At 44.6% G+C, this 23,627-nt stretch carries 22 protein-coding genes; 11 read left to right on the forward strand and 11 right to left on the reverse strand.

Annotation, left to right across the window (positions count from 1 at the left end):
* Window positions 1-68 precede the first annotated feature (68 nt).
* Complete coding sequence (hpt, locus tag J4N44_RS13850; protein WP_005446271.1) at window positions 69-599, reverse strand: hypoxanthine phosphoribosyltransferase; 531 nt, start codon at window positions 597-599, stop codon at window positions 69-71.
* Between the two features lie 321 nt (window positions 600-920).
* Here hpt and opaR point away from each other — a divergent pair, with 321 nt between their 5' ends.
* Window positions 921-1,535 carry a transcriptional regulator OpaR gene (opaR, locus tag J4N44_RS13855; RefSeq protein ID WP_005446268.1) on the forward strand — a complete coding sequence of 205 codons (615 nt, stop codon included), beginning with the start codon at window positions 921-923 and terminating at the stop codon, window positions 1,533-1,535.
* Window positions 1,536-1,856: 321 nt separating this feature from the next.
* Here the strand turns inward: opaR and lpdA are convergent, their stop codons facing one another.
* From lpdA to ampD, 5 genes are all read right to left on the reverse strand, one after another.
* Window positions 1,857-3,287 (reverse strand): dihydrolipoyl dehydrogenase, encoded by a 1,431-nt coding sequence (lpdA, locus tag J4N44_RS13860; protein ID WP_005446266.1) that lies wholly within the window; start codon window positions 3,285-3,287, stop codon window positions 1,857-1,859.
* Between the two features lie 243 nt (window positions 3,288-3,530).
* The gene (gene aceF, locus J4N44_RS13865; protein ID WP_252044563.1) at window positions 3,531-5,441 is read right to left on the reverse strand and encodes a pyruvate dehydrogenase complex dihydrolipoyllysine-residue acetyltransferase; all 1,911 of its coding nucleotides are present in this window, start codon (window positions 5,439-5,441) and stop codon (window positions 3,531-3,533) included.
* 30 nt (window positions 5,442-5,471) lie between these two features.
* Window positions 5,472-8,135, reverse strand: coding sequence for a pyruvate dehydrogenase (acetyl-transferring), homodimeric type (gene aceE / locus J4N44_RS13870; protein WP_005446262.1), 2,664 nt, complete (start codon window positions 8,133-8,135; stop codon window positions 5,472-5,474).
* A 55-nt stretch (window positions 8,136-8,190) separates the two neighbouring features.
* Window positions 8,191-8,958: a pyruvate dehydrogenase complex transcriptional repressor PdhR gene (gene pdhR / locus J4N44_RS13875; protein ID WP_009699648.1), complete on the reverse strand. Its 768-nt coding sequence runs from the start codon at window positions 8,956-8,958 to the stop codon at window positions 8,191-8,193.
* A 404-nt stretch (window positions 8,959-9,362) separates the two neighbouring features.
* A complete protein-coding gene (gene ampD / locus J4N44_RS13880) occupies window positions 9,363-9,914 on the reverse strand; it encodes a 1,6-anhydro-N-acetylmuramyl-L-alanine amidase AmpD (RefSeq protein ID WP_252044564.1) in 552 nt (183 codons plus the stop codon).
* 92 nt (window positions 9,915-10,006) lie between these two features.
* Between ampD and nadC the strand changes: the two genes are divergently transcribed.
* From nadC to yacG, 8 genes are all read left to right on the forward strand, one after another.
* A complete protein-coding gene (gene nadC / locus J4N44_RS13885) occupies window positions 10,007-10,894 on the forward strand; it encodes a carboxylating nicotinate-nucleotide diphosphorylase (RefSeq protein ID WP_074050812.1) in 888 nt (295 codons plus the stop codon).
* A gap of 264 nt (window positions 10,895-11,158) precedes the next feature.
* Window positions 11,159-11,617 carry a pilin gene (locus J4N44_RS13890; RefSeq protein ID WP_017189133.1) on the forward strand — a complete coding sequence of 153 codons (459 nt, stop codon included), beginning with the start codon at window positions 11,159-11,161 and terminating at the stop codon, window positions 11,615-11,617.
* 5 nt (window positions 11,618-11,622) lie between these two features.
* Window positions 11,623-13,308, forward strand: coding sequence for a type IV-A pilus assembly ATPase PilB (gene pilB / locus J4N44_RS13895; RefSeq protein WP_049535467.1), 1,686 nt, complete (start codon window positions 11,623-11,625; stop codon window positions 13,306-13,308).
* A gap of 33 nt (window positions 13,309-13,341) precedes the next feature.
* A complete protein-coding gene (locus J4N44_RS13900; RefSeq protein WP_005446256.1) occupies window positions 13,342-14,565 on the forward strand; it encodes a type II secretion system F family protein in 1,224 nt (407 codons plus the stop codon).
* Between the two features lie 72 nt (window positions 14,566-14,637).
* Window positions 14,638-15,507, forward strand: coding sequence for a prepilin peptidase (locus tag J4N44_RS13905; RefSeq protein ID WP_005446255.1), 870 nt, complete (start codon window positions 14,638-14,640; stop codon window positions 15,505-15,507).
* Window positions 15,508-16,122: a dephospho-CoA kinase gene (coaE, locus tag J4N44_RS13910; RefSeq protein ID WP_017817675.1), complete on the forward strand. Its 615-nt coding sequence runs from the start codon at window positions 15,508-15,510 to the stop codon at window positions 16,120-16,122. It abuts the gene before it with no gap.
* Window positions 16,123-16,149: 27 nt separating this feature from the next.
* Window positions 16,150-16,890 (forward strand): cell division protein ZapD, encoded by a 741-nt coding sequence (zapD, locus tag J4N44_RS13915; protein WP_005446251.1) that lies wholly within the window; start codon window positions 16,150-16,152, stop codon window positions 16,888-16,890.
* A 62-nt stretch (window positions 16,891-16,952) separates the two neighbouring features.
* Complete coding sequence (yacG, locus tag J4N44_RS13920; RefSeq protein WP_005446249.1) at window positions 16,953-17,147, forward strand: DNA gyrase inhibitor YacG; 195 nt, start codon at window positions 16,953-16,955, stop codon at window positions 17,145-17,147.
* A 366-nt stretch (window positions 17,148-17,513) separates the two neighbouring features.
* Here the strand turns inward: yacG and rplS are convergent, their stop codons facing one another.
* The 5 genes from rplS to ffh form a co-directional block, all read right to left on the reverse strand.
* Window positions 17,514-17,867: a 50S ribosomal protein L19 gene (gene rplS / locus J4N44_RS13925; RefSeq protein ID WP_005379971.1), complete on the reverse strand. Its 354-nt coding sequence runs from the start codon at window positions 17,865-17,867 to the stop codon at window positions 17,514-17,516.
* A 41-nt stretch (window positions 17,868-17,908) separates the two neighbouring features.
* Window positions 17,909-18,652 (reverse strand): tRNA (guanosine(37)-N1)-methyltransferase TrmD, encoded by a 744-nt coding sequence (trmD, locus tag J4N44_RS13930; RefSeq protein WP_005446247.1) that lies wholly within the window; start codon window positions 18,650-18,652, stop codon window positions 17,909-17,911.
* Between the two features lie 27 nt (window positions 18,653-18,679).
* Entirely contained in the window at window positions 18,680-19,228 is a 549-nt protein-coding gene (gene rimM / locus J4N44_RS13935; protein ID WP_005446245.1) for a ribosome maturation factor RimM, read from the reverse strand.
* Between the two features lie 28 nt (window positions 19,229-19,256).
* Entirely contained in the window at window positions 19,257-19,505 is a 249-nt protein-coding gene (gene rpsP / locus J4N44_RS13940; protein ID WP_004410028.1) for a 30S ribosomal protein S16, read from the reverse strand.
* 210 nt (window positions 19,506-19,715) lie between these two features.
* Window positions 19,716-21,098 carry a signal recognition particle protein gene (gene ffh / locus J4N44_RS13945; protein WP_005446242.1) on the reverse strand — a complete coding sequence of 461 codons (1,383 nt, stop codon included), beginning with the start codon at window positions 21,096-21,098 and terminating at the stop codon, window positions 19,716-19,718.
* A gap of 213 nt (window positions 21,099-21,311) precedes the next feature.
* On the opposite strand from ffh, the gene J4N44_RS13950 reads away from it, so the two are divergent.
* Window positions 21,312-22,106, forward strand: a complete 795-nt coding sequence (locus J4N44_RS13950) for a cytochrome C assembly family protein (protein WP_005446240.1) — start codon at window positions 21,312-21,314, stop codon at window positions 22,104-22,106.
* A gap of 154 nt (window positions 22,107-22,260) precedes the next feature.
* Window positions 22,261-23,535 carry an HlyC/CorC family transporter gene (locus J4N44_RS13955; RefSeq protein WP_047512919.1) on the forward strand — a complete coding sequence of 425 codons (1,275 nt, stop codon included), beginning with the start codon at window positions 22,261-22,263 and terminating at the stop codon, window positions 23,533-23,535.
* Window positions 23,536-23,627: the final 92 nt, after the last annotated feature.

A 23,627-nucleotide genomic window follows, 5' to 3' on the forward strand; every position in this document is an offset into this window, starting at 1 on the left:
CAAATAAAAGAAAACGCCCGTTAATTGCTTAACGGGCGTTTTTTGTATTCTTCTATCAAGACTAATGATTACTCTTGAGGCACCACTTTACCAATGAACGGTAGATGACGGTATTTTTGAGCGTAGTCGATACCCACACCAACTACGAATTCATCAGGAATAGCAAAACCGACATAATCAACTGGCACTTCAACTTCACGACGTGATGGCTTGTCTAGCAGCGTACAAATCGCAATAGACTTCGGCTCACGTAGAGACAGGATTTCACGGATCTTGTTCAGTGTGTTACCTGTATCAATGATGTCTTCCACGATCAGTACGTCTTTGCCTTTGATGTCGTCATCAAGGTCTTTCAGGATACGTACGTCACGAGAGCTTTCCATCGTGTTACCGTAGCTAGAAGCGGTCATAAAGTCGACTTGGTGAGTCAGTTCGATTGCACGAGCCAAATCGGCCATAAATACAAATGAACCGCGTAGCAAACCAACCAGAACCAGATCTTCGCTACCTTGGTAACGTTCTGTAATTTGCTTGCCTAATTCACGAATACGTTCCTGAACTTCTTGCTCAGAAATCATGACTTCTACTGTATGTTTCATACTGTGCTCAATTTTCTTTGTGGGTTGAGGTAGGTCGTACGCAAACGATCACCTTATCTTGCGGCGTGTAGTGTAACACCCCACTCAATAGGTGGAAAGTCGCATCCCATTTCGTTGAATTCTTGGATGAAAGTCTTAATTTTAGAACTTATATCATTGAATGAAACATCAATAATGACATTACTGTCTATAAATTATGCATCAGATGTTGACCTTGCACATATGCACCATTACACTCATCAATGCTTTAAGCAACTATTAAAATAATCAATTAGGGGACTATCCCCAAAATATCAACTCAAATGGCAAGGAAAATGGATTATGGACTCAATTGCAAAGAGACCTCGTACTAGGCTTTCCCCTCTAAAACGTAAACAGCAACTAATGGAAATCGCTCTTGAAGTGTTTGCTCGTCGCGGCATTGGTCGTGGTGGTCACGCTGATATTGCAGAGATTGCTCAAGTTTCTGTTGCGACAGTATTTAACTACTTCCCAACTCGCGAAGACTTGGTGGATGAAGTTCTGAATCACGTGGTTCGTCAATTCTCGAACTTCTTATCAGATAACATCGACTTAGACATTCATGCACGCGAGAACATCGCTAACATCACTAACGCAATGATTGAACTAGTAAGCCAAGATTGCCATTGGTTGAAAGTTTGGTTCGAGTGGAGTGCATCAACACGTGATGAAGTGTGGCCACTATTCGTAACGACAAACCGCACCAACCAACTGCTGGTGCAAAACATGTTCATCAAAGCTATCGAACGTGGGGAAGTTTGTGATCAACATGAACCGGAACACTTGGCGAATCTGTTCCATGGTATTTGTTACTCTATCTTCGTACAAGCAAATCGCTCTAAGAGCGAAGCCGAGCTATCAACACTCGTTAGTGCTTACCTAGATATGTTGTGCATCTACAACCGCGATCACTAAGCTAAAACGCGAGTTTAACTAAATGAAAGGCTGACACTGGAGTGTTGGCCTTTTTCGTTTTAGACAGCTGCGAAGCTGGATTTTATTTTGCCTTTCTAGGAACAAGTTCAGCCAACCCCTTCTTAATCGAAACTCCTTTCATGATTATCCAAATACATACCTCTCGATTCCTTGGTGTTAAACCAAGAGATTTCCAACTATCAAGCACAATCGCCTAAAAGGAGACCTCATTCCCTCTTCAAGTTCCGCGCATAAAAAAACCGCTGACGAATCAGCGGTTTTTATCATTCAAGTTTTAAGACTCTCGGTCTTCAAAAGAAATTATTTTTTCTTTTTAACTGCTTTTTTGTTTGGAAGGTCAGTGATTGAACCTTCAAATACTTCAGCAGCTAGACCCACTGACTCGTGTAGAGTTGGGTGAGCATGGATAGTTAATGCGATATCTTCAGCATCACAACCCATCTCAATAGCTAGACCGATTTCACCAAGCAGTTCGCCACCGTTAGTACCAACGATTGCACCACCAATAACACGGTGAGTCTCTTTATCGAAGATTAGCTTAGTCATACCGTCTGCACAGTCAGATGCGATTGCACGACCTGATGCAGCCCATGGGAATGTTGCCACTTCGTAGTTGATGCCTTCAGCTTTCGCTTCTTTCTCAGTCTTACCAACCCATGCCACTTCTGGCTCAGTGTAAGCAATTGAAGGAATAACTTTAGGGTCGAAGTAGTGCTTCTTGCCAGAGATAACTTCTGCAGCAACGTGACCTTCATGCACACCTTTGTGAGCAAGCATTGGTTGACCAACTACGTCACCGATCGCGTGGATGTGAGGAACGTTAGTGCGCATTTGCTTATCAACGTTGATAAAGCCACGCTCGTCCACCTCAATGCCCGCTTTTTCAGCGTCGATAAGCGCACCGTTTGGAACACGACCGATAGCAACAAGAACCGCATCGTAGCGCTCAGCTTCTGCTGGTGCTTTTTTGCCTTCCATTGAAACGTAGATACCATCTTCTTTCGCTTCAACTGCTGTTACTTTCGTCTCAAGCATTAGCTTGAACTTGTCTTTAATACGCTTAGTGAAGACTTTAACGATGTCTTTGTCCGCAGCAGGGATAACTTGGTCAAACATCTCAACTACGTCTACTTTAGAACCTAGTGAGTGGTAAACCGTACCCATTTCTAGACCGATGATACCACCGCCCATGATAAGCAGCTTTTCAGGTACTTCTTTCAGTTCTAGAGCATCCGTTGAATCCCAAATACGTGGGTCTTCATGCGGGATGAATGGCAGTTTGATTGGGCGAGAACCCGCAGCAATGATAGCGTTGTCGAAGTTAACCGTTGTTGACTCGCCTTCGCCTTCTACAAGGATAGAGTTAGGACTTGTGAACTTACCGTAGCCGTTTACTACAGTAACATTACGCATCTTAGCCATACCGCTAAGACCGCCAGTCAGTTGATTTACAACTTTCTCTTTCCAGATACGGATTTTGCTGATGTCTGTTTGCGGTTCGCCAAACACAACACCGTGCTCAGCCATCGCTTTCGCTTCTTCGATAACTTTTGAAACGTGAAGAAGTGCTTTAGATGGAATACAACCAACGTTTAGACATACACCACCAAGAGTGCTGTAACGTTCAACTAGTACTGTTTCTAGACCTAAGTCCGCACAACGGAATGCAGCTGAGTAACCAGCAGGACCAGAACCAAGTACAACAACTTGGGCTTTAATTTCTTTGCTCATTGTGACCTCTTGTAGTCATTATCCCTAACAGGCTGAGTAGATGTTCTTAAATTATTAGGCTTTCAAACGATCAATATTTTACAGAGATGTTAACAGTGTGAAAGCAGCTTTAAGTTAGCCTGTGAGCTAGACAACAATTCATCTTTCAGATTCTGAACGATGTGAGAAATTGTCGTCTAAAAATAGTCTTTTATATAAAGAAGTAAGGTGACCCGAAAGCCACCTTAACTATTACTTTCTATATTACAGTACTAGGCGACGAATGTCTGATAGTGCACCGTTTAGGAAAGTAATGAAGCGTGCACCTTCTGCACCATCAATCACACGGTGGTCGTATGATAGAGACAGTGGAAGCTGTAGACGTGGTTCGAACTCTTTGCCGTTCCACACTGGCTTCATTTCAGATTTAGATACACCTAGGATACCTACTTCTGGCGCATTTACGATTGGCGTAAACGCTGTACCGCCGATACCGCCAAGGCTAGAGATTGTGAAACAACCGCCTTGCATGTCAGCTGCCGTTAGCTTACCTGCACGTGCTTTCTTAGAAACTGCCATTAGCTCTTCAGATAGCTCGTAAATGCCTTTCTTGTTCACGTCTTTAAATACAGGAACAACAAGACCGTTTGGCGTATCTACTGCGATACCTACGTTCACGTACTTCTTAAGAATGATGCTTTCGCCATCTTCAGAAAGTGAAGAGTTAAACGCAGGGAACGCTTCTAGTGCTTTCGCTACTGCTTTCATGATGAACACAAGAGGAGTGATCTTCATGCCAGTGTCTTTCTTCGCTTCGATTGCATTCTGCTCTTTACGGAACGCTTCTAGCTCAGTGATGTCAGCGTTGTCCCACTGTGTAACGTGAGGGATCATTACCCAGTTACGGTGTAGGTTTGCACCAGAAATCTTCTTGATCTTAGAAAGCTTCTGAACTTCCGTCTCACCGAACTTGCTGAAGTCAACTTTTGGCCAAGGTAGTAGACCAAGCGCTGCGCCGTCGCCCTTACCAGATGCTGCCGCACCAGCGCCAGACTCAAGACGCTTAAGCGCATCTTTAACGTAAGCTTGAACGTCTTCTTTTAGGATACGGCTCTTACGACCAGTACCTTTAACCTTAGATAGGTTAACGCCAAATTCACGAGCAAGACGACGGACAACTGGAGACGCGTGTGCGTAGTCGTTGTTCTCTTGGAAATCGTTCGCTGCAGGTGCAGCTTCAACTTTTGCTGCTGGAGCAGGAGCCGCTGCAGGTGCTGGAGCTGCTGCTTGTGCAGGTGCTGCAACAGGAGCTGGAGCTGCGCCAGCTACTTCGAATACCATGATTAGAGAGCCAGTCGTTACTTTATCGCCAGCTGCAATCTTGATTTCTTTTACCGTACCAGCGAATGGAGCTGGAACTTCCATTGAAGCTTTGTCACCTTCAACAGTGATTAGAGATTGCTCTTCTTCTACTGTGTCGCCAACTTTAACCATGATCTCAGTAACTTCAACTTCGTCACCGCCGATATCTGGAACATTCACTTCTTTGTCAGCTGCTGCCGCTGGAGCTGCTGGAGCTGCTGGAGCTTCTACTCGGTCCGACGCCTCGGCTGCTGGAGCCGCTGCTGCGCCTGAACCGGCAGTTTCGAATACCATGATTAGAGAACCAGTTGTTACTTTATCACCAGCAGCAACTTTGATCTCTTTTAGAGTACCGGCGAATGGTGCTGGTACTTCCATTGATGCTTTGTCGCCTTCAACCGTTAGAAGAGATTGCTCTTCTTCGATGCTGTCGCCAACTGCAACCATGATTTCAGTAACTTCTACTTCGTCGCCACCGATATCTGGAACGTGAACTTCTTTCAGTTCTGCCGCTGCAGGAGCTGCAACTGGTGCAGCTTCAACTGCTGGAGCTGCCGCAGGAGCCGCTTCTACAGCGGCACCTTCAGCTTCGAAAATCATGATTAGAGAGCCAGTCGTAACAGAATCACCTTCTGCTACTTTGATTTCTTTAACGATACCTGCTTGAGACGCTGGAACTTCCATAGAAGCTTTGTCGCCTTCAACAGTGATAAGAGACTGCTCTTCTTCAACCTTGTCGCCAACGCTTACAAGAATCTCAGTAACTTCAACCTCATCCGCACCGATGTCAGGTACATTAATTTCGATTGCCATTGCTTATTTACCTTCTAGTTAAGCGCTGTATTAAGCGTAAAGTGGGTTTGTTTTTTCAGTGTCGATGTTGAACTTAGCAATCGCTTCAACGACGACTGACTTCTCAACATCACCACGTTTCGCTAGCTCAGTAAGAGCTGCAACAACTACGTAGCCCGCGTTAACTTCGAAGTGACGACGTAGGTTCTCACGGCTGTCAGAACGACCGTAACCATCAGTACCAAGTACTTTGTAAGACTCAGAAGGCATGAATGCACGAACTTGCTCAGAGTAGTTCTTCATGTAGTCAGTCGCTGCGATTGCTGGCTCAGTACCCATTACTTGTGCAATGTAAGGTACTTTTGCTTCTGCTTCTGGGTGAAGCATGTTGTAACGCTCTGCGTCTTGACCGTCACGAGTTAGCTCGTTGAACGATGTAACAGAGAACACGTCAGATGCGATGCCGTACTCTTCGCTTAGGATAGTCGCTGCTTTACGTACTTCGTTCATGATAGTACCAGAGCCCATTAGCTGAACTTTAGACTTGTCACCTGCGTAAGACTCAAGCTTGTAGATACCCTTACGGATACCTTCTTCAGCGCCTTCTGGCATTGCTGGCATTGCGTAGTTTTCGTTCATTACCGTTAGGTAGTAGAACACGTTCTCTTGGTTCTCACCGTACATGCGACGGATACCGTCTTGCATGATTACTGCAACTTCGTAAGCGAATGTTGGGTCGTAAGAGATACAGTTAGGAACTGTATTCGCCATGATGTGCGAGTGACCATCTTCGTGCTGTAGACCTTCACCGTTTAGCGTTGTACGACCTGCAGTAGCACCTAGTAGGAAACCACGAGCTTGTTGGTCACCAGCCATCCACGCCATATCACCTACACGTTGGAAACCAAACATTGAGTAGTAGATGTAGAACGGGATCATTGGTAGATCGTTCGTGCTGTATGACGTTGCTGCTGCAACCCATGAAGCCATTGAACCTAGTTCGTTGATACCTTCTTGTAGAACCTGACCTGAAGTTGCTTCTTTGTAGTAAGAAACGATGTCGCGATCTTGAGGTGTGTAGTTCTGACCGTGCGGGTTGTAAATACCGATCTGACGGAATAAACCTTCCATACCGAACGTACGAGCTTCGTCACAGATGATAGGAACGATGTTCTTACCAATGTTCTTGTTCTTAAGCAGGATATTAAGAGTACGAACGTAAGCCATTGTTGTAGAGATATCACGCTTCTGCTCACTTAGTAGCGGAGCGAACTCTTCTAGCTCAGGTGTTTTGAATTCTTGAGTGAACTTAGGTAGACGCTGTGGCGTGTAACCTTTTAGTTCTTTACGACGAGCGTGTAGGTATTCGTACTCCGCTGTACCTTCTTCAAGTTTCAGGTATGGAAGTTCTTTCACTGCTTCGTCAGTTAGGATGTCTTGAAGACCTAGACGATCACGTAGGTGTAGTACGTGAGTCATATCCATCTTCTTAACTTGGTGCGCGATGTTCTTACCTTCAGCCGCTTCACCCATGCCGTAACCTTTAACAGTCTTCGCTAGGATTACTGTTGGACGACCTTTAGTTTCTGCTGCGTTTTTGTAAGCTGCGTACAGTTTAGAAGACTCGTGACCACCGCGCTTAAGTGCGAAGATTTCGTCATCAGTCATGTCTGCAACTAGTGCTGCAGTCTCTGGGTACTTACCAAAGAAGTGTTCACGTACGTAAGCACCGTCTTTAGATTTAAATGTTTGGTAGTCACCATCTACAGTTTCGTTCATCAACTGTAGAAGCTTGCCTGTTGTATCTTTAGCAAGTAGAGCATCCCAGTTGCTACCCCAGATAACTTTAACAACGTTCCAGCCAGCGCCTTTGAATAGACCTTCTAGCTCTTGGATGATGCTACCGTTACCCATTACAGGACCGTCTAGACGCTGTAGGTTACAGTTGATTAGGAATGTTAGGTTGTCTAGTTTCTCACGCGCAGCGAAAGAAAGTGAACCACGTGATTCTGGCTCATCCATTTCACCGTCACCTAGGAATGCGTATACACGCTGTGCAGACGTGTCTTTCAGACCACGACCGTCTAGGTACTTAAGGAAACGCGCTTGGTAGATCGCAGAAATTGGACCAAGACCCATAGATACTGTTGGGAACTGCCAGAACTCAGGCATCAATTTAGGGTGCGGGTATGATGGGATACCTTTACCGTCTACTTCTTGACGGAAGTTGTCTAGCTGCTCTTCAGTTAGACGACCTTCAACGAATGCACGAGCGTAGATGCCCGGAGAGATGTGACCTTGGTAGTAAACTAGATCGCCACCGTCCGTCTCGTTTGGAGCACGGAAGAAGTGGTTGAAACAAACTTCGTAGAACGCCGCTGCTGACTGGTAAGAAGCCATGTGACCACCTAGGTCTAGGTCTTTCTTAGAAGCACGCAATACGATCATGATTGCGTTCCAGCGAATAATCGAACGAATACGACGCTCAAGAGTTACGTCACCAGGGTAAGCTGGTTCTTGTGCTGCTGGAATAGTGTTGATGTAGTTTGTGTTGATGCCAGTTGGCATATCAACGCCGTCTAGACGTGCTTTTTCTAGAACGGTTTCTAATAGAAACTGTGCACGTTCTACACCTTCTTCACGAACAACTGATTCAAGGGCTTGTAGCCAATCTTGAGTTTCCAGTGCATCTACGTCATGCTTCATGTCAGACATGGCGATCTATCCTTCTGTTGGTTGGATCTACTTATTTAAGTAAGCGGTTCTTGTATTAAGAATCGTTACCTTGCTGAATTCGACGCAGAGAACGCTCTCGTCGAGACTCTTCTCGAGTCAAATCCAACAATGTTTCTTCAATATAAGCTAAATGTGAGTGAGACATTTCACGTGCCTTTTCAGGCTGACCAGAAACAATCGCATCCACGATATTAGCTCTGTGTTTACTTACTTTATCGACCACTTCATCGCGGCGATGTAAGAGCTTTAGATTCTGTAGAACATTTTGCTCAAGCAAAGGCGCAAGGCTGCGAACAATATGAAGCAGGACGACATTGTGTGCCGCTTCAGTCAAAGCAATCAGAAACTGCATCACTGCAGCGGCTTCTGCCTCAACGTTATCGCTTTTTTGCTCTTCGCTAATTTGATTCAAACAAGCTTGAATGCGTGCAAAATCTTCATCGGTACCACGCAAAGCTGCAAAGTACGCTGAAATCCCCTCCATCGCATGGCGCGATTCAAGTAGGTCTAACTGCGTTTCTGAGTGAGTCGACAACAAGTTCAACAACGGATCTGAAAAGCTTTTCCAGATGTTTTCACTAACGAATGTGCCACCGCCTTGACGACGAGTAAGCAAACGCTTTGCTTCTAAGCGTTGAATGGCTTCACGGACAGATGGACGAGACACATCGAACTGCTTAGCGAGTTCGCGCTCTGGTGGCAACTGCTGCCCCGGAGACAATGTTCCTTCCACAATCAACCTTTCTAGCTCTTGTTCAATAACATCAGAGAGCTTGGGCTGACGAATCCTTTGATAAGCCATAATTTATTGTTCTTCTACTCTTGCAGGTAATTGGTAATACCAATTTTAAGATGGTGCAGAAATTAACATAATTAAAACGCCACTGTCCAGCCAAAAATTGACCTAAATCATAGAATGAGCTTACAACCAACACTCTGATAACAATCGACTATTAAAACAGCAATAAAATTGGTCTTACCAATTACATAAACAAAACAGATGGGAGCTCTGCGTGCTAGTAATTTTGATCAACAAAAACAAAAAATGACAAAATTATCCGTACATTTTTTCACCAACCGCTGTTTTGAGCGTTCAAAATGTAGTTAACTTTTAACAAGCATTCATATTTCTCGTATCAAAAAAAGGCATACTTGAGTGTATGCCTTATTTATTTCTGTTTTTTGAATTTACACTTTCGCTACAAGTTAGCGTTGTATTTGTTGCCTGAACTTGACCCAGTCAAAGCTTAGACCAGGATCGGCTTTTCTCAAGGGAGCGATATACTGATGCCCCGTGATTCGGGGTAAGGTGATTTTGGGGTAAGAATGCATGACCGCATGAGCCAAAGCTGTAAGTGATTGATATTGCTCTTCTGTATAAGCCACAAACTCAGTGCCTTCTAACTCAATGCCAATCGAATAGTCATTGCAACGTTCACGACCAGCAAAGCTAGATTGCCCTGCATGCCAAGCTCTATCTAAAAACGAAACAAACTGAACAATTTCGCCATTACGCTTTATTAAGCAATGTGCCGAAACACCCATTTTGTGAACTACTTCAAAAAATGGATGTGCTTTAGGATCGAGATTGCCAGTAAAAAAGTCCTCTATATATGAGCCACCAAACTGGCCTGGCGGCAAACTGATGTTGTGAACCACCAGCAGAGAGATGTCATCTTTGTCTGAACGAGCATCAAAGAATGGCGATGGAACATGCTTTGCTTGCGTCAACCAACCACTCTCGATTTTTAGGCACATATCAACCTCTCTACTTTGCAAATTAACTGCTGAAATTATTGACACCGGAGAGTATCATTCGTTGCCATCTCCCTTTCAAGACAAGATTTGCGATGAAGAACACACACAACAGCCAAGAACGCCTAGAATACCTTAAGCAACAGCTTCCATTAGAAATCACTCGTGCCGTAGCCGATACCCTAAAAGAAGACCTAGGTGGCACATTGGATGCAGACAGAGACATCACCGCATCGCTTATCCCAGCAGACGCTATTAACACAGCAACCATCATTACTCGTGAACACGGTGTATTTTGTGGTCAAGCATGGGCAGATGAAGTATTTAAACAACTGGGTGGCAAAGTCGCGATCGAATGGCATGTAAAAGATGGTGACAAGGTTGAACCAAACCAAACACTTTGCACACTGACTGGTCCTGCTCGTGATTTGCTCACTGGCGAGCGCAACGCGATGAACTTTATTCAAACCCTTTCAGGTTGCGCGACCATTACCGCTGAGTACGCAGAGAAAATTGCTCACACAGAGTGCCGCCTATTAGATACTCGTAAAACCATTCCGGGCTTACGCAGTGCGCTAAAATACGCAGTAGCCTGTGGCGGTGGTTTCAATCATCGTATCGGTGTATTCGATGCCTACCTTATTAAAGAAAACCACATCATTGCATGTGGCGGGATCACTCAAGCGATTACCACAGCAAAATCGTTGAACCCAGGTAAACCAGTTGAAGTGGAAACGGAAAGCTTGGACGAGCTAAAAGAAGCGATTGAAGCAGGTGCAGATATCATCATGCTCGATAACTTCACTACAGATATGATGCGTGAAGCCGTCGCTATCAATGCAGGACGCGCTGCGTTAGAAAACTCTGGCAATGTGACTCTAGAAACCATCGCTGAATACGCAGAAACAGGCGTAGATTACATCTCGGTGGGCGCTTTAACTAAGCACCTAAAAGCGATGGATCTTTCGATGCGCTTCAAGTAATCCAAACTAAATAAGCAAAAGTAACTCTCGTTAACTCATAGAGTTACTGCCATTAAACACCAATAAAGAGCCGCACGGCTCTTTATTTTTATCCGCATAAAAAATAACACCACTCGCAAAACCTTGCATGCAATATGCAACTTGAGTGTAAAGATTTTTATCTCAGTCGAGAGCTTCTACCTTCCCAGTTTTCTCTTTTCCCTACTCTTTTTACTCTTCTGCCCTATGCATAAGCATTAACTAAATTTATCTTAAGGAAACAAGATGAAAACGAATAAACAGAAGAAGCAGCAGGGTTTTACTCTAATTGAATTGATGATTGTGGTAGCGGTTATTGGTGTTTTAGCTGCGATTGCAATTCCTCAATATCAAAAATATGTAGCGAAATCAGAAGTCGCATCCGCATTAGCTACATTAACTGGTGTAAAAACTAACGTTGAAGCTTACGCTGTAGAAAATGGCGCTTTTCCTGATGGTTCAACAGCAAACCAAACAGAAGCAGATCTAGGTGTACCGAGCACAATCCCTTCAGGTGTTATCGCATTTTCAACTGCTAGTTCAGCGGGTGGCACTATCAAGTTCACGTTCAATGCCTCAGGCGTAAGTAACCTCATCACTAGCAAAAACTTTGAATTGGTTCGTGCTTCTGATGGTACTTGGACATGTCAAGGCTCCTCAGCTAGCCCTGTTACAGACGATTTATTACCAAAAAACTGTCGCTAGTATAGATGCTAACCAACCTCTCAACGGTTCTTCGTCAAGCGGGAATACTGACTTTTTCCCAAGAAGAATCGTTACTTGAGCAAGCAAAAGCTTCTGGCATTTCGATGCCGGAGGCTTTGCTCAGTTCTGGCTTTTTTCAATCTCACGAATTGACTGAGCACCTGAGTTCTATCTTTGGACTTTCCTGCACATCACTCAGTCAGTATGAGTACTCGTCGCTGTGCCAAAAGCTTGGCTTGCGCGATCTGATCACTCGACATAATGCCTTGCCACTCAATCGCACATCTTCGACATTAATACTCGCAGTTGCAGACCCAACTAACTTGCAAGCGGAAGATGACTTTCGTTTTGCTACCGGTTTACAAGTCGAGCTTGTTCTGGCGGACTTTAAAGAACTCACCGCAGCCATTCGTCGTTTATATGGTCGTGCACTCGGTCAAGAAAAGTCCGGTCTTAAAGAAATCAACCAAGATGAACTGGCAGGTCTCGTTGATATTGGTGAGGACGAAATTGAGAACATTGAAGATCTCAGCCAAGATGAATCGCCTGTTAGTCGTTATATTAACCAAATTCTGCTCGATGCCGTTCGTAAAGGGGCTTCTGATATTCACTTCGAGCCCTATGAAAACATGTATCGAGTGCGTTTGCGTTGCGATGGCATCTTGATCGAAATTCAACAGCCTCCGAGCCATTTAAGCCGTCGCCTCTCAGCCCGAATAAAGATCCTATCTAAGCTTGATATCGCTGAGCGCCGTTTACCACAGGATGGTCGCATCAAGCTCAAATTAAACCAAGACACCGCGATTGACATGCGAGTCTCCACGCTGCCAACTCTGTTTGGGGAGAAAATCGTACTGCGTTTGCTCGACAGCAGTTCTGCAGCATTAGATATCAATAAACTCGGATACAGCGATCATCAAAAGCAATTGTATTTAGAAGCACTGCGCCGCCCACAAGGCATGATCCTAATGACAGGACCAACAGGCAGCGGCAAAACGGTTTCTCTTTACACTGGTTTGAGCATTCTCAATAAAACCGAGATCAACATTTCCACCGCAGAAGACCCCGTTGAGATCAACTTACCCGGCATTAACCAAGTTCAAGTTCAACCTAAGATCGGCTTTGGCTTTGCAGAAGCGCTTCGCTCTTTCTTGCGTCAAGATCCCGATGTGGTCATGGTGGGTGAGATCCGAGATCTCGACACGGCAGAAATCGCGATCAAAGCGTCACAAACCGGGCACTTAGTCCTTTCTACCCTGCATACCAACTCCGCCGCCGAGACGGTTATTCGCTTATCAAATATGGGGGTAGAAAGCTTTAACCTCGCATCCTCTCTTAGTTTGATCATCGCTCAGCGTTTAGCTCGAAAACTTTGTCCACATTGCAGACTACCTCAAGAACCAAACAGCCAACTTCAACATATTGGAATTACCAGCACTGAAGATATCTTCCAAGCGAACCCTGACGGTTGTAACGAATGCACCCAAGGATACTCTGGTCGCACAGGCATTTACGAAGTGATGAAGTTTGATGAATCCCTGTCAAATGCGCTCATCAAAGGCGCTTCAGTACATGAATTAGAAAAGCTAGCGATTGCCAATGGTATGCAGACTCTACAAATGTCCGGTGTTGAAAAGCTCAAACAAGGCGTCACCAGCTTTAGTGAGCTGCAACGCGTTCTCTATTTTTAACTTCTCAGATTTTATTAGGCAATTACTTACACTATGAAAACCATCGCTCCACAACTTAAGAACTACCGTTGGAAAGGCATTAATAGCTCGGGTAAAAAAACCTCTGGTAACGTGCTCGCAATGACAGAAGTCGAGGTAAGAGAACGCCTTGATGCTCAGCACATCAAGATAAAAAAACTCAAAAAAGGCAGTATTTCTTTTATCACCAAGATAAGTCATCGAGTAAAAGGCAAAGACATTACGGTGTTTACTCGTCAAATCGCCACCATGTTGATGACTGGCGTCCCTATTGTTCAGGCACTCAAGTTAGTTTCAGAGAACCATAAAAAAGCTGAAATGAAGTCGATTCTAATGAGTGTGACGCGAGCGGTAGAAGCAGGGACACCGATGTCGAAAGCCATGCGTACCGCTAGCACGCACTTTGATCCACTTTACACCGACTTAATAGCAACAGGTGAGCAGTCCGGTAACTTATCCCAAGTCTTTGAGCGTCTGGCAACCTACCGAGAAAAAAGCGAGCAGTTGCGTGCAAAGGTTATTAAAGCGCTCATTTACCCGGCGATGGTGGTATTAGTAGCACTTGGGGTTTCTTATTTAATGCTGACAAAGGTTATTCCTGAGTTTGAAAAAATGTTTACAGGTTTTGGTGCCGAATTACCCGCCTTCACCCAGATGGTACTCAACCTTTCTGCTTGGACCCAAAATTGGGGTCCCTTCATTGGGCTGAGCTTTGTGAGCTTACTCATTTCTGGCAAAATCATGTCACAACGCTCCGACTCATTTCGTCTTTTGACTGCACGGTCGAGTTTAAGAGTACCTATTTTAGGACCAGTTTTATCCAAAGCTGCCATTGCGAAGTTTAGCCGTACTTTGGCGACCAGTTTTAGCGCAGGTATTCCTATCCTAACCGCCTTGAAAACTACCTCAAAAACCTCTGGTAACATGCACTATCAATTGGCAATCGAAGAGGTATATCGAGATACTGCCGCTGGTATGCCAATGTACATTGCCATGCGTAACTGTAACGTCTTCCCAGAATTGGTATTGCAAATGGTCATGATTGGTGAAGAGTCAGGTCGCTTAGATGACATGCTCAACAAGATAGCCGCTATTTATGAGTTCGAAGTCGATAACACCGTCGACAACCTAAGTAAGATTTTGGAACCGTTGATCATTGTTTTTCTGGGTGTCGTTGTCGGTGGTTTGGTGACAGCAATGTACTTACCAATCTTTAACTTGATGAGCGTATTGGGATAGAATGATCCTTTAGCAAATTAATTCTATCAAAACAGCACCTTGCTCGTTTGATTTACCGCTCAAGAGACTGATATGGAAGTATTCCAGTACTACCCATGGCTATTCGTTGTATTTACCGCTATTTTTGGTTTGATCGTGGGTAGCTTCCTCAACGTAGTTATTTACCGTTTACCTAAGATCATGGAACTAGAATGGCGACGCGAGTGCGCTGAATCATTCCCTGAATACAAGATCGAGCCACCAAAAGAGACATTAACCTTAAGCGTGCCACGTTCATCTTGTCAGCAATGCGGTACACATATCCGCATTAGAGACAATATCCCTGTGATTAGTTGGCTATTACTAAAAGGTAAATGCCACAACTGCCAATCACCTATCAGTGCCCGTTACCCTCTTATCGAACTGCTTACCGCTTTTTGTTCGGGTTTTATCGCTTTTCATTTCGGTTTTAGCTACTTCACTGTGGCGCTGGTTTTCTTTACCTTTGTATTGATTGCTGCCACATTTATCGACCTTGATACCATGTTGCTGCCAGACCAACTCACACTACCATTGATGTGGGCGGGTATTGCTCTTGCTCTTGCCGGTATCAGCCCTGTGAGTCTTCAAGATTCTATTATTGGAGCAATGGCAGGCTACTTATGTCTTTGGAGTGTTTATTGGTTATTCAAACTCCTCACAGGCAAAGAGGGAATGGGCTATGGCGACTTTAAACTCCTTGCTGCATTAGGAGCTTGGTTGGGCTGGCAATCTCTGCCGATGATCATTTTGCTTTCTTCGGTAGTAGGCGTCATTTTTGGTCTTATCCAACTGCGCTTGCAAAAGCAAGGTATCGAAAAAGCCTTTCCTTTTGGCCCTTACCTTGCAATTGCAGGATGGGTGAGCTTAATTTGGGGCAATCAAATCCTCAACTGGTACTTTACGTCGATTCTAGGAGTGTAAATGGCTTTTGTTATTGGCCTAACCGGCGGTATTGCGAGCGGCAAAACCACCGTGGCAAACCTATTCAAACAGCAGTTCAAAATAGACATCGTTGACGCTGATATTGTGGCTCGTGAAGTCGTAGAGCCAGGCACACCTGGACTTAATGCCATCATTGAGCACTTTGGCACTGATATTGTCCGAGATGATCAAACACTTGATAGAGCCAAATTGAGAGAAAAAATCTTCTCTAACCCAGAAGAGAAAGCATGGGTGAATGGGTTATTGCACCCAATGATTCGCGAAAAGATGATCGAAGACTTGGAGCAAGTCACATCAGACTACGCTCTTTTAGTTGTACCTTTGTTGGTAGAAAACAAGCTCGATAGTTTGTGCGATCGTGTACTTGTCGTTGATGTCGAGCCACAAACCCAGATCTCAAGAACGGTGAAACGCGATAACGTGAGCGAAGAGCAAGCAAAAGCTATCTTGGCATCTCAAGCATCTCGTGAACAACGACTTGCTCTGGCAGATGATGTGGTTAAGAATAATCCAGATGACCCAGATCTTTTGCTTCAAATCACAGATTTACACGAAAAGTACCTAGCCATGTGTAAGAAAAATCTGCGAAAATAGGAATGAAACTCACCAAGGCTACTGTCGATGACCACGCACAAATTTGAACATCCGCTAAATGAAAAAACTCGCATTTATTTAAGAGTTGAGTCTTTGTTGCGTCAGGCTCATCTAGCCTCTGGTTTTGCTGACAATCATCAGTATCAACTGTTCTTCCGTGCACTCTTTGATATGATCGAGATCTTTGAGCAAATTCAATTAAAAAGCGAACTGGCAAAAGATCTTGAAAAGCAACGTTTAGCTTATCGCAATTGGCTTAATGTCGATGGTGTCGATCAGCAAGCCCTTAGCGAACTCTTAAAAGAGATCGACGTGGTCCATAGCCAACTGATGACTGCTGAGCGTTTTGGTCAGGCACTTAAAGAAGATCGCTTCTTAAGTTCAATTCGCCAACGCTTTAACTTACCTGGAGGGTCATGTTGTTTTGATCTTCCTGCGTTGCACTACTGGCTTCATTTACCTATTGAGCGTAAAAAACACGATGCGGAACAGTGGCAAGCGAGTTTAAAACCTTTATCTGATGCCTTAGCACTCTGGCTCAAGCTGACTCGAGAAACAGGACATTTCAAAGCACAAATCGCTCGCACTGGATTCTTCCAAAGCGATGCAGACGAAGCCAACATCCTGCGTTTACACATTCCAATGGAATACGGTGTCTACCCGATGATCTCGGGTCATAAAAACCGTTTTGCCATCAAATTCATGGCTTTTGAAAGCGGTCAAGCTTGTACTCAAGACGTTGAGTTTGAACTCGCTGTTTGTAGCTAAACGCAACTCGCACTACTATTGCCATAACACCTTTGAACACCGAATAAATAGGACGAATGACGATGTCTAAAATTACAGTCGTTCCATGCCCACAATGTGGTGCCGACGTAGAGTGGGGAGAGCAAAGTCCTCACCGCCCTTTCTGTAGCAAACAGTGCCAAATGATTGATTTTGGCGAATGGGCTGACGAAGAAAATACCATTCCTGGCGCACCAGATATGTCGGACAGTGATGGTTGGTCTGAAGACCAATACTAAGAAGCTAGAACTCAGAAACGAGAGCACCACGCTTCGAGAATAAAAAGAAGGGTTGATGTGAGAACATCGGCCCTTTTTGTTTTTTATTACGCCGAAAGAGAGATTCCGACAATGCGCATTCGTCGCTTTCGGGAATGACACCGTTTGGGTTCATTTGTTTTTTATTCGTCATCCTCAAGAGCGAGGGACGAGCGAGTTGGGGATCCCTTTTTTACTCTCTCGCAGGATAAATGCCGCTCACTAACCGAAGCGCTCTACTATATCAGAGCAAGTATTCCTGACTCTCGAAGCATAACGTCCTTTTTCGCGCATAAAAAAACGGAGCCCAAATGGGCTCCGTTTACTATGAGAACGCTAGTTATAGCATTACTTCTTAGCAAGTTTCTCTTTGATACGAGCAGACTTACCAGAACGCTCACGTAGGTAGTACAACTTGGCACGACGTACTGCACCACGGCGTTTAACTTCGATGCTATCAACGATTGGAGAGTGTGTTTGGAACGTACGCTCAACACCTTCACCGTTAGAGATTTTACGTACAGTGAAAGCAGAGTGAAGACCACGGTTACGGATTGCGATTACAACGCCTTCGAAAGCCTGTAGACGCTCACGGTCACCTTCTTTAACTTTAACCTGAACTACAACAGTGTCACCTGGTGCAAATTTAGGTAGGTCTGATTTCATTTGCTCTTCTTCAAGAGCCTTGATGATGTTACTCATTTTTTAAATTCCTAGAATAAACTGATACTAAATAAATTAGGTTACTTTGCACTATGTTCACTAATGAACTCAGCAAGTAATTGTTCCTGTTCGTCAGTCAGAGCTAGGTTTTCCAGGAGCTCTGGTCTTCTAAGCCAAGTTCGGCCCAGCGACTGTTTTAGTCGCCATTGACGAATGTCCTTGTGATTGCCTGACATCAGTACCGCTGGTACTTCTTTGTCATCCAATACTTCTGGACGCGTATAGTGAGGGCAATCTAACAAACCATTTGCAAAAGAATCTTCTTCTGCTGACGCGAAATCCCCTAGTACACCCGGAACAAACCGAGAGACAGAATCGATTAACGTCATGGCAGGTATCTCACCACCCGTCATCACAAAATCCCCAATCGACCATTCTTCGTCGACTTCAGATTGAATGATGCGCTCATCTACCCCTTCGTAACGACCACAAATCAGAAGTAAATTCTCATTCGTTGCCAGTTCTTCAACGCCTTTCTGGTCGAGCTTACGACCTTGAGGAGAAAGGTAAATGACTTTCGTCTTACCCGGTGAGGCTGCTTTCGCGGTATGAATGGCATCGCGCAAAGGCTGAACCATCATTAACATACCAGGACCACCACCGTAAGGTCGATCATCGACAGTGCGATGTTTGTCATGAGTGAAATCACGAGGATTCCAAGTCTCAATCGACAAAAGACCTTTTTTAACCGCTTGACCTGTTACCCCAAAATCAGTAACAGAACGGAACATTTCAGGAAAAAGGCTAATAACGCCAACCCACATGTTTATCTCGCTCTGTAATTTTGGAGATTAGAATCCAGGATCCCAGTCAACTTCGATCCGTTGAGCTTCGCGATCAACTTTGATGATCACTTGCTCTTCAAGGAACGGGATTAATCGTTCCTTTTGCCCGAAAGCATCTTTTAGATTTGCTTTAACAACCAGAACATCGTTTGAGCCAGTTTCTAGAATGTCAGATACGACACCGAGATCGTAACCTTTAGTGGTTACTACTTGCATCCCAAACAATTCACGCCAGTAGAACTCATCTTCTGACAATTCAGGTAGTACCGCAGGGTCAATAGCAATCTCAAAGTTCGTCAGTAAGTGTGCGTCTTCACGAACTTCCAGACCTTCAAGCTTAGCCACCATACCTTTGTTATGGCGCTTCCAGCTTTCTACTTTGAACTCAACCCACGTACCCTTTTGGTTAATAAACCAAGGGCTGTAATCGAAAATGCTTTCAGCATTGTCTGTGTAGGAAAAAACTTTAAGCCAACCACGAATGCCGTAAGTAGCACCAAACTTGCCTACAACAATCTTTTCGTTGCTCATTGTTTCTTTACCTTTCATCGACATAAACTAGTTTCTACTTCTAAAGTAAAAATTAAGCCGCTTTTTGAGCGTCTTTAACTAGCTTAGCAACGCGGTCAGATAGAGACGCGCCTTGACCAACCCAGTGGTTAACGCGGTCTAGGTCTAGACGTAGACCTTCTTCTTGACCTTGTGCAGTTGGGTTAAAGAAACCAACTTTCTCGATGAAACGGCCAGTTGCAGCGTTGCGGCTGTCCGCTACTACGATTTGATAAAATGGACGCTTCTTAGCGCCGTGACGTGCCAAACGAATGGTTACCATGTCGTCCTCTTTGCTTTCTCAAAAATAAAATTAACCCCAACAATCATCCAAAAAACTGAATAATCTGGGGTCTCGTGCCAAAATAAAGCTCCGGAATTTTACTCTTATCCCGGAGCAATGCAAGGGGTTTAGTTACTTTTTCACCAACATAAATTGAAATCCAAGTTTGTGACGTAGCTAACACCCTGAAACTAAAGTCTAGGCAATCGTTTAACGACCAAATGGGTTGAAGCCACCGCCTCCCCCCATGCCACCCATCATGCCTTGCATGTTACGCATCATGCCTTTCATGCCGCCCTTCTGCATTTTCTTCATCATCTTCTGCATTTGGGTGAACTGTTTCAGCAGACGGTTAACGTCTTGAACCTGAACACCAGAACCCGCAGCGATACGTTTCTTGCGCGACCCTTTGATGATTTCTGGGCGTTGACGTTCTTTCATTGTCATTGAGCTGATGATCGCTTCCATTTGCTTGAACATCTTGTCATCAACTTTGTCTTTCACGTCTGATGGTAACTGAGACATGCCTGGAAGCTTGTCTAGCATGCCCATCATGCCACCCATGTTTTGCATTTGACCCAGCTGTTCACGGAAGTCTTCAAGGTCGAAGCCTTTCTTCTCTTTGAACTTCTTCGCTAGCTTCTCTGCTTTGTCTTGGTCAACATTGCGTTGTAGGTCTTCAATCAGTGACAGTACGTCACCCATGCCTAGAATACGCGATGCAACACGATCAGGGTGGAATGGTTCTAGTGCGTCGGTTTTCTCACCCACACCGAGGAATTTGATTGGCTTACCCGTAATGTGACGAACTGATAGCGCCGCACCACCACGTGCATCACCATCCACTTTAGTCAGAATCACACCAGTTAGTGGTAGTGCATCACCGAATGCTTTTGCTGTGTTCGCCGCATCTTGACCTGTCATTGCATCAACAACGAACAGTGTTTCAACCGGGTTAATCGCTGAGTGAAGATCTTTAATCTCACCCATCATTTCTTCATCGATAGCCAAACGACCAGCGGTATCGACAATTAATACGTCGTAGAATTTCTTCTTTGCGTGGTCAATTGCTGCATTAGCAATATCAAGTGGCTTTTGATCTGGTGAAGATGGGAAGAAATCGACACCGATGTCTGATGCTAGGGTTTCTAGCTGCTTAATCGCTGCAGGACGGTAAACGTCGGCAGACACAACCAAAACTTTCTTCTTATCACGCTCTTTTAGAAGCTTAGATAGCTTACCTACCGATGTAGTTTTACCCGCACCTTGTAGACCCGCCATCAAAAGCACTGCTGGCGGCTGCGCTGCTAGGTTCAGTGCTTCATTAGATTCACCCATTACCGCTTCAAGCTCAGCTTGAACGATCTTGATGAACTCTTGACCCGGCGTTAGGGATTTAGAAACTTCTACGCCCACCGCTTTTTCTTTAACGCGGTTTACAAATTCACGTACAACAGGAAGCGCAACGTCCGCTTCCAATAGTGCCATGCGTACTTCACGTAGGGTTTCTTTAATGTTGTCTTCGGTCAGACGACCTTTGCCACTGATATTCTTCAGCGTTTTGGATAATCGATCCGTTAAATTCTCAAACATCTTTGTCTCTTCGCTAAAATGGCGATTAATTAGTGTGAGTATACCTTAGCCAACGTCACAGTCATACCCGAACACAGCTCTTATCCTTAACTTGAGGGCTAACTCGTTAATTTCAATATCTCATCTCTCGTGATTGATGAGGCATAGCCCATAGCCCCAAAGAGTAATGCAAGGTATAATTTTCACCATTGTGCACAATAACTCTTAAGATTCATGGATAGCTTAATTGCCATCGCAGCCGCCATTCTTTACGTTCTGGCAATTGCGACCATCATTCCCGGACTCTCTCAACAGTCAGGAATTAAAGCGAAAACCGTATTTGCCAGCGCGGCATGTGCGTTGGTTTTTCACGCTTGGATTCTGAGTGATCTGATTTTCGACGGTTCAGGGCAAAACCTCAGCATTCTTAATGTCGCCTCTCTTATCAGCTTTATTATCTCACTGGTGATGAGCGTTGCGATGCTGAAGAACCGCTTGTGGTTCCTTCTTCCTGTGGTTTATAGCTTTGCTGCCATCAATTTAACTGCTGCTACTTTCTTACCAAGCACTTTTATTAAGCATTTAGAGAACGACCCTAAGCTACTTATACACATTTCCTTTGCGCTCTTTTCCTACGCAACTTTAACTATCGGTGCCCTATACGCACTGCAACTTGCGTGGCTCGACCACAAACTAAAAGCCAAGAAGTCGTTAGCAATTAATCCGAATTTGCCACCTTTGATGATGGTAGAGCGTCAACTGTTCAAGATTATTTTGATTGGTAACTTGCTCCTAACGGGAACCTTGATTACTGGTTTTGTTTTTGTACAAGACATGTTTGCTCAAGGAAAAGCTCATAAAGGTATCCTTTCTTTCATCGCTTGGGTTGTGTACTCAATTCTACTTTGGGGGCATTACCAGAAAGGCTGGCGAGGCAAGAAAGTGACATGGTTCGCGGTAGCAGGGGCGACCTTGTTAACCTTAGCGTACTTCGGTAGTCGCTTTGTGAAAGAAATCATCTTAAGTTGATGTTCTCCATCTATAAAATGCAATTAATAAGGAGCCTAGGGCTCCTTATCCTTTATATTAAAGGGCAAATAAAATAGAGTAACCCTTATTGCATTGACTTAATGGCCAAGCTCGGTCATAAATTAACCAAACACATACAAGGAACAGCAGCGTTTTGGACGACATATCTACGGGTATCTTATTTGCGCTACTCGCGTGTCTTATCGTCATATCAGGTTACTTCTCCGGTTCAGAAACAGGGATGATGTCTTTGAACCGATACCGCTTAAAGCACTTAGCCAATAATGGGCATAAAGGGGCGAAGCGAGTCGAAAAACTACTAGACCGCCCAGATCGACTGATTGGTCTTATTCTTATCGGTAACAACCTCGTCAATATTCTCGCGTCTGCCATCGCGACCATTTTAGGTATGCGGTTATACGGAGACTTAGGGGTTGCGATTGCCACTGGCGCACTCACCATGGTTGTCCTTGTGTTTGCAGAAGTCACACCGAAGACCATCGCCTCGCTTTACCCTGAGCGCGTCTCTTACGCGAGCAGCATTCTCCTCACCATTCTAATGAAAATTCTGTCACCTCTGGTGAGGTTAGTTAACTTCATTACTAACGGTTTTATCCGTTTGATTGGTGTGAAAGCCGATCACACCACAGAAGATCATCTAAGCTCAGAAGAACTGCGCACCGTCGTTAATGAAGCAGGCGGTCTTATCCCTCGTCGTCACCAAGACATGCTGGTATCGATTCTGGATCTAGAACACGTCACCGTTAACGACATCATGGTGCCACGCAATGAGATCACAGGGATCGACATCAATGATGATTGGAAATCTATCGTCCGTCAGCTTACTCACTCTCCTCATGGTCGCATTGTGTTGTACCGTGATCAGATTGATGAAGTCGTTGGTATGCTGCGCCTACGTGAAGCATACCGATTAATGCTAGAGAAGAATGAATTCAACAAAGAAACACTACTGCGCGCTGCTGATGAGGTGTACTACATCCCAGAAGGTACGCCACTGAATGTGCAGATGTTGAAATTCCAGCGTAACAAGCAGCGTATCGGTTTGATTGTCGATGAGTATGGTGACATTAATGGTCTCGTCACTTTGGAAGATATCTTAGAAGAGATTGTTGGTGAATTTACGACTTCCATTGCACCAAGCTTGTCAGAAGAGATTACTCCTCAAGGTGACGGCAGCTTCCTGATTGAAGGTAGCGCCAACATTCGTGACATCAACAAAGGCTTGAAATGGAAACTACCAACCGATGGTCCACGCACTTTGAATGGTCTGATTCTAGAGCATTTAGAAGACATTCCTGAAAGCCACTTGAGTGTGCAAGTTGCCGGACATCCAATGGAAATTGTCGATATTGAAGAGAACCGCATCAAGCTGGTGAAGGTGTACCCAAAGCTCAAGAAGAGCGGTTAACTTCACCACTTTGAATATTCTAATCAACAAAAAAATAGCCTGACAGTGTCAGGCTATTTTTTTGTTTTCAGAGATCTAAACTCAACGCTAAG

Origin of the sequence: Vibrio sp. SCSIO 43155 (assembly GCF_023716605.1) — a bacterium.
Taxonomy (GTDB): Bacteria; Pseudomonadota; Gammaproteobacteria; order Enterobacterales; family Vibrionaceae; genus Vibrio; species Vibrio harveyi.

Bases quoted from the DNA above. Each gene is read 5' to 3' on its own strand.
- rplS (WP_005379971.1), bottom strand. From the start codon at position 17,867: ATGAGTAACATCATCAAGGCTCTTGAAGAAGAGCAAATGAAATCAGAC.
- lpdA (WP_005446266.1), bottom strand. From the start codon at position 3,287: ATGAGCAAAGAAATTAAAGCCCAAGTTGTTGTACTTGGTTCTGGTCCT.
- aceF (WP_252044563.1), bottom strand. From the start codon at position 5,441: ATGGCAATCGAAATTAATGTACCTGACATCGGTGCGGATGAGGTTGAA.
- zapD (WP_005446251.1), top strand. From the start codon at position 16,150: ATGACCACGCACAAATTTGAACATCCGCTAAATGAAAAAACTCGCATT.
- trmD (WP_005446247.1), bottom strand. From the start codon at position 18,652: ATGTGGGTTGGCGTTATTAGCCTTTTTCCTGAAATGTTCCGTTCTGTT.
- hpt (WP_005446271.1), bottom strand. From the start codon at position 599: ATGAAACATACAGTAGAAGTCATGATTTCTGAGCAAGAAGTTCAGGAA.
- aceE (WP_005446262.1), bottom strand. From the start codon at position 8,135: ATGTCTGACATGAAGCATGACGTAGATGCACTGGAAACTCAAGATTGG.
- pdhR (WP_009699648.1), bottom strand. From the start codon at position 8,958: ATGGCTTATCAAAGGATTCGTCAGCCCAAGCTCTCTGATGTTATTGAA.
- opaR (WP_005446268.1), top strand. From the start codon at position 921: ATGGACTCAATTGCAAAGAGACCTCGTACTAGGCTTTCCCCTCTAAAA.
- yacG (WP_005446249.1), top strand. From the start codon at position 16,953: ATGTCTAAAATTACAGTCGTTCCATGCCCACAATGTGGTGCCGACGTA.
- rimM (WP_005446245.1), bottom strand. From the start codon at position 19,228: ATGTCGATGAAAGGTAAAGAAACAATGAGCAACGAAAAGATTGTTGTA.
- ampD (WP_252044564.1), bottom strand. From the start codon at position 9,914: ATGTGCCTAAAAATCGAGAGTGGTTGGTTGACGCAAGCAAAGCATGTT.
- nadC (WP_074050812.1), top strand. From the start codon at position 10,007: ATGAAGAACACACACAACAGCCAAGAACGCCTAGAATACCTTAAGCAA.
- ffh (WP_005446242.1), bottom strand. From the start codon at position 21,098: ATGTTTGAGAATTTAACGGATCGATTATCCAAAACGCTGAAGAATATC.
- coaE (WP_017817675.1), top strand. From the start codon at position 15,508: ATGGCTTTTGTTATTGGCCTAACCGGCGGTATTGCGAGCGGCAAAACC.
- J4N44_RS13900 (WP_005446256.1), top strand. From the start codon at position 13,342: ATGAAAACCATCGCTCCACAACTTAAGAACTACCGTTGGAAAGGCATT.
- rpsP (WP_004410028.1), bottom strand. From the start codon at position 19,505: ATGGTAACCATTCGTTTGGCACGTCACGGCGCTAAGAAGCGTCCATTT.
- J4N44_RS13905 (WP_005446255.1), top strand. From the start codon at position 14,638: ATGGAAGTATTCCAGTACTACCCATGGCTATTCGTTGTATTTACCGCT.
- J4N44_RS13950 (WP_005446240.1), top strand. From the start codon at position 21,312: ATGGATAGCTTAATTGCCATCGCAGCCGCCATTCTTTACGTTCTGGCA.
- pilB (WP_049535467.1), top strand. From the start codon at position 11,623: ATGCTAACCAACCTCTCAACGGTTCTTCGTCAAGCGGGAATACTGACT.
- J4N44_RS13890 (WP_017189133.1), top strand. From the start codon at position 11,159: ATGAAAACGAATAAACAGAAGAAGCAGCAGGGTTTTACTCTAATTGAA.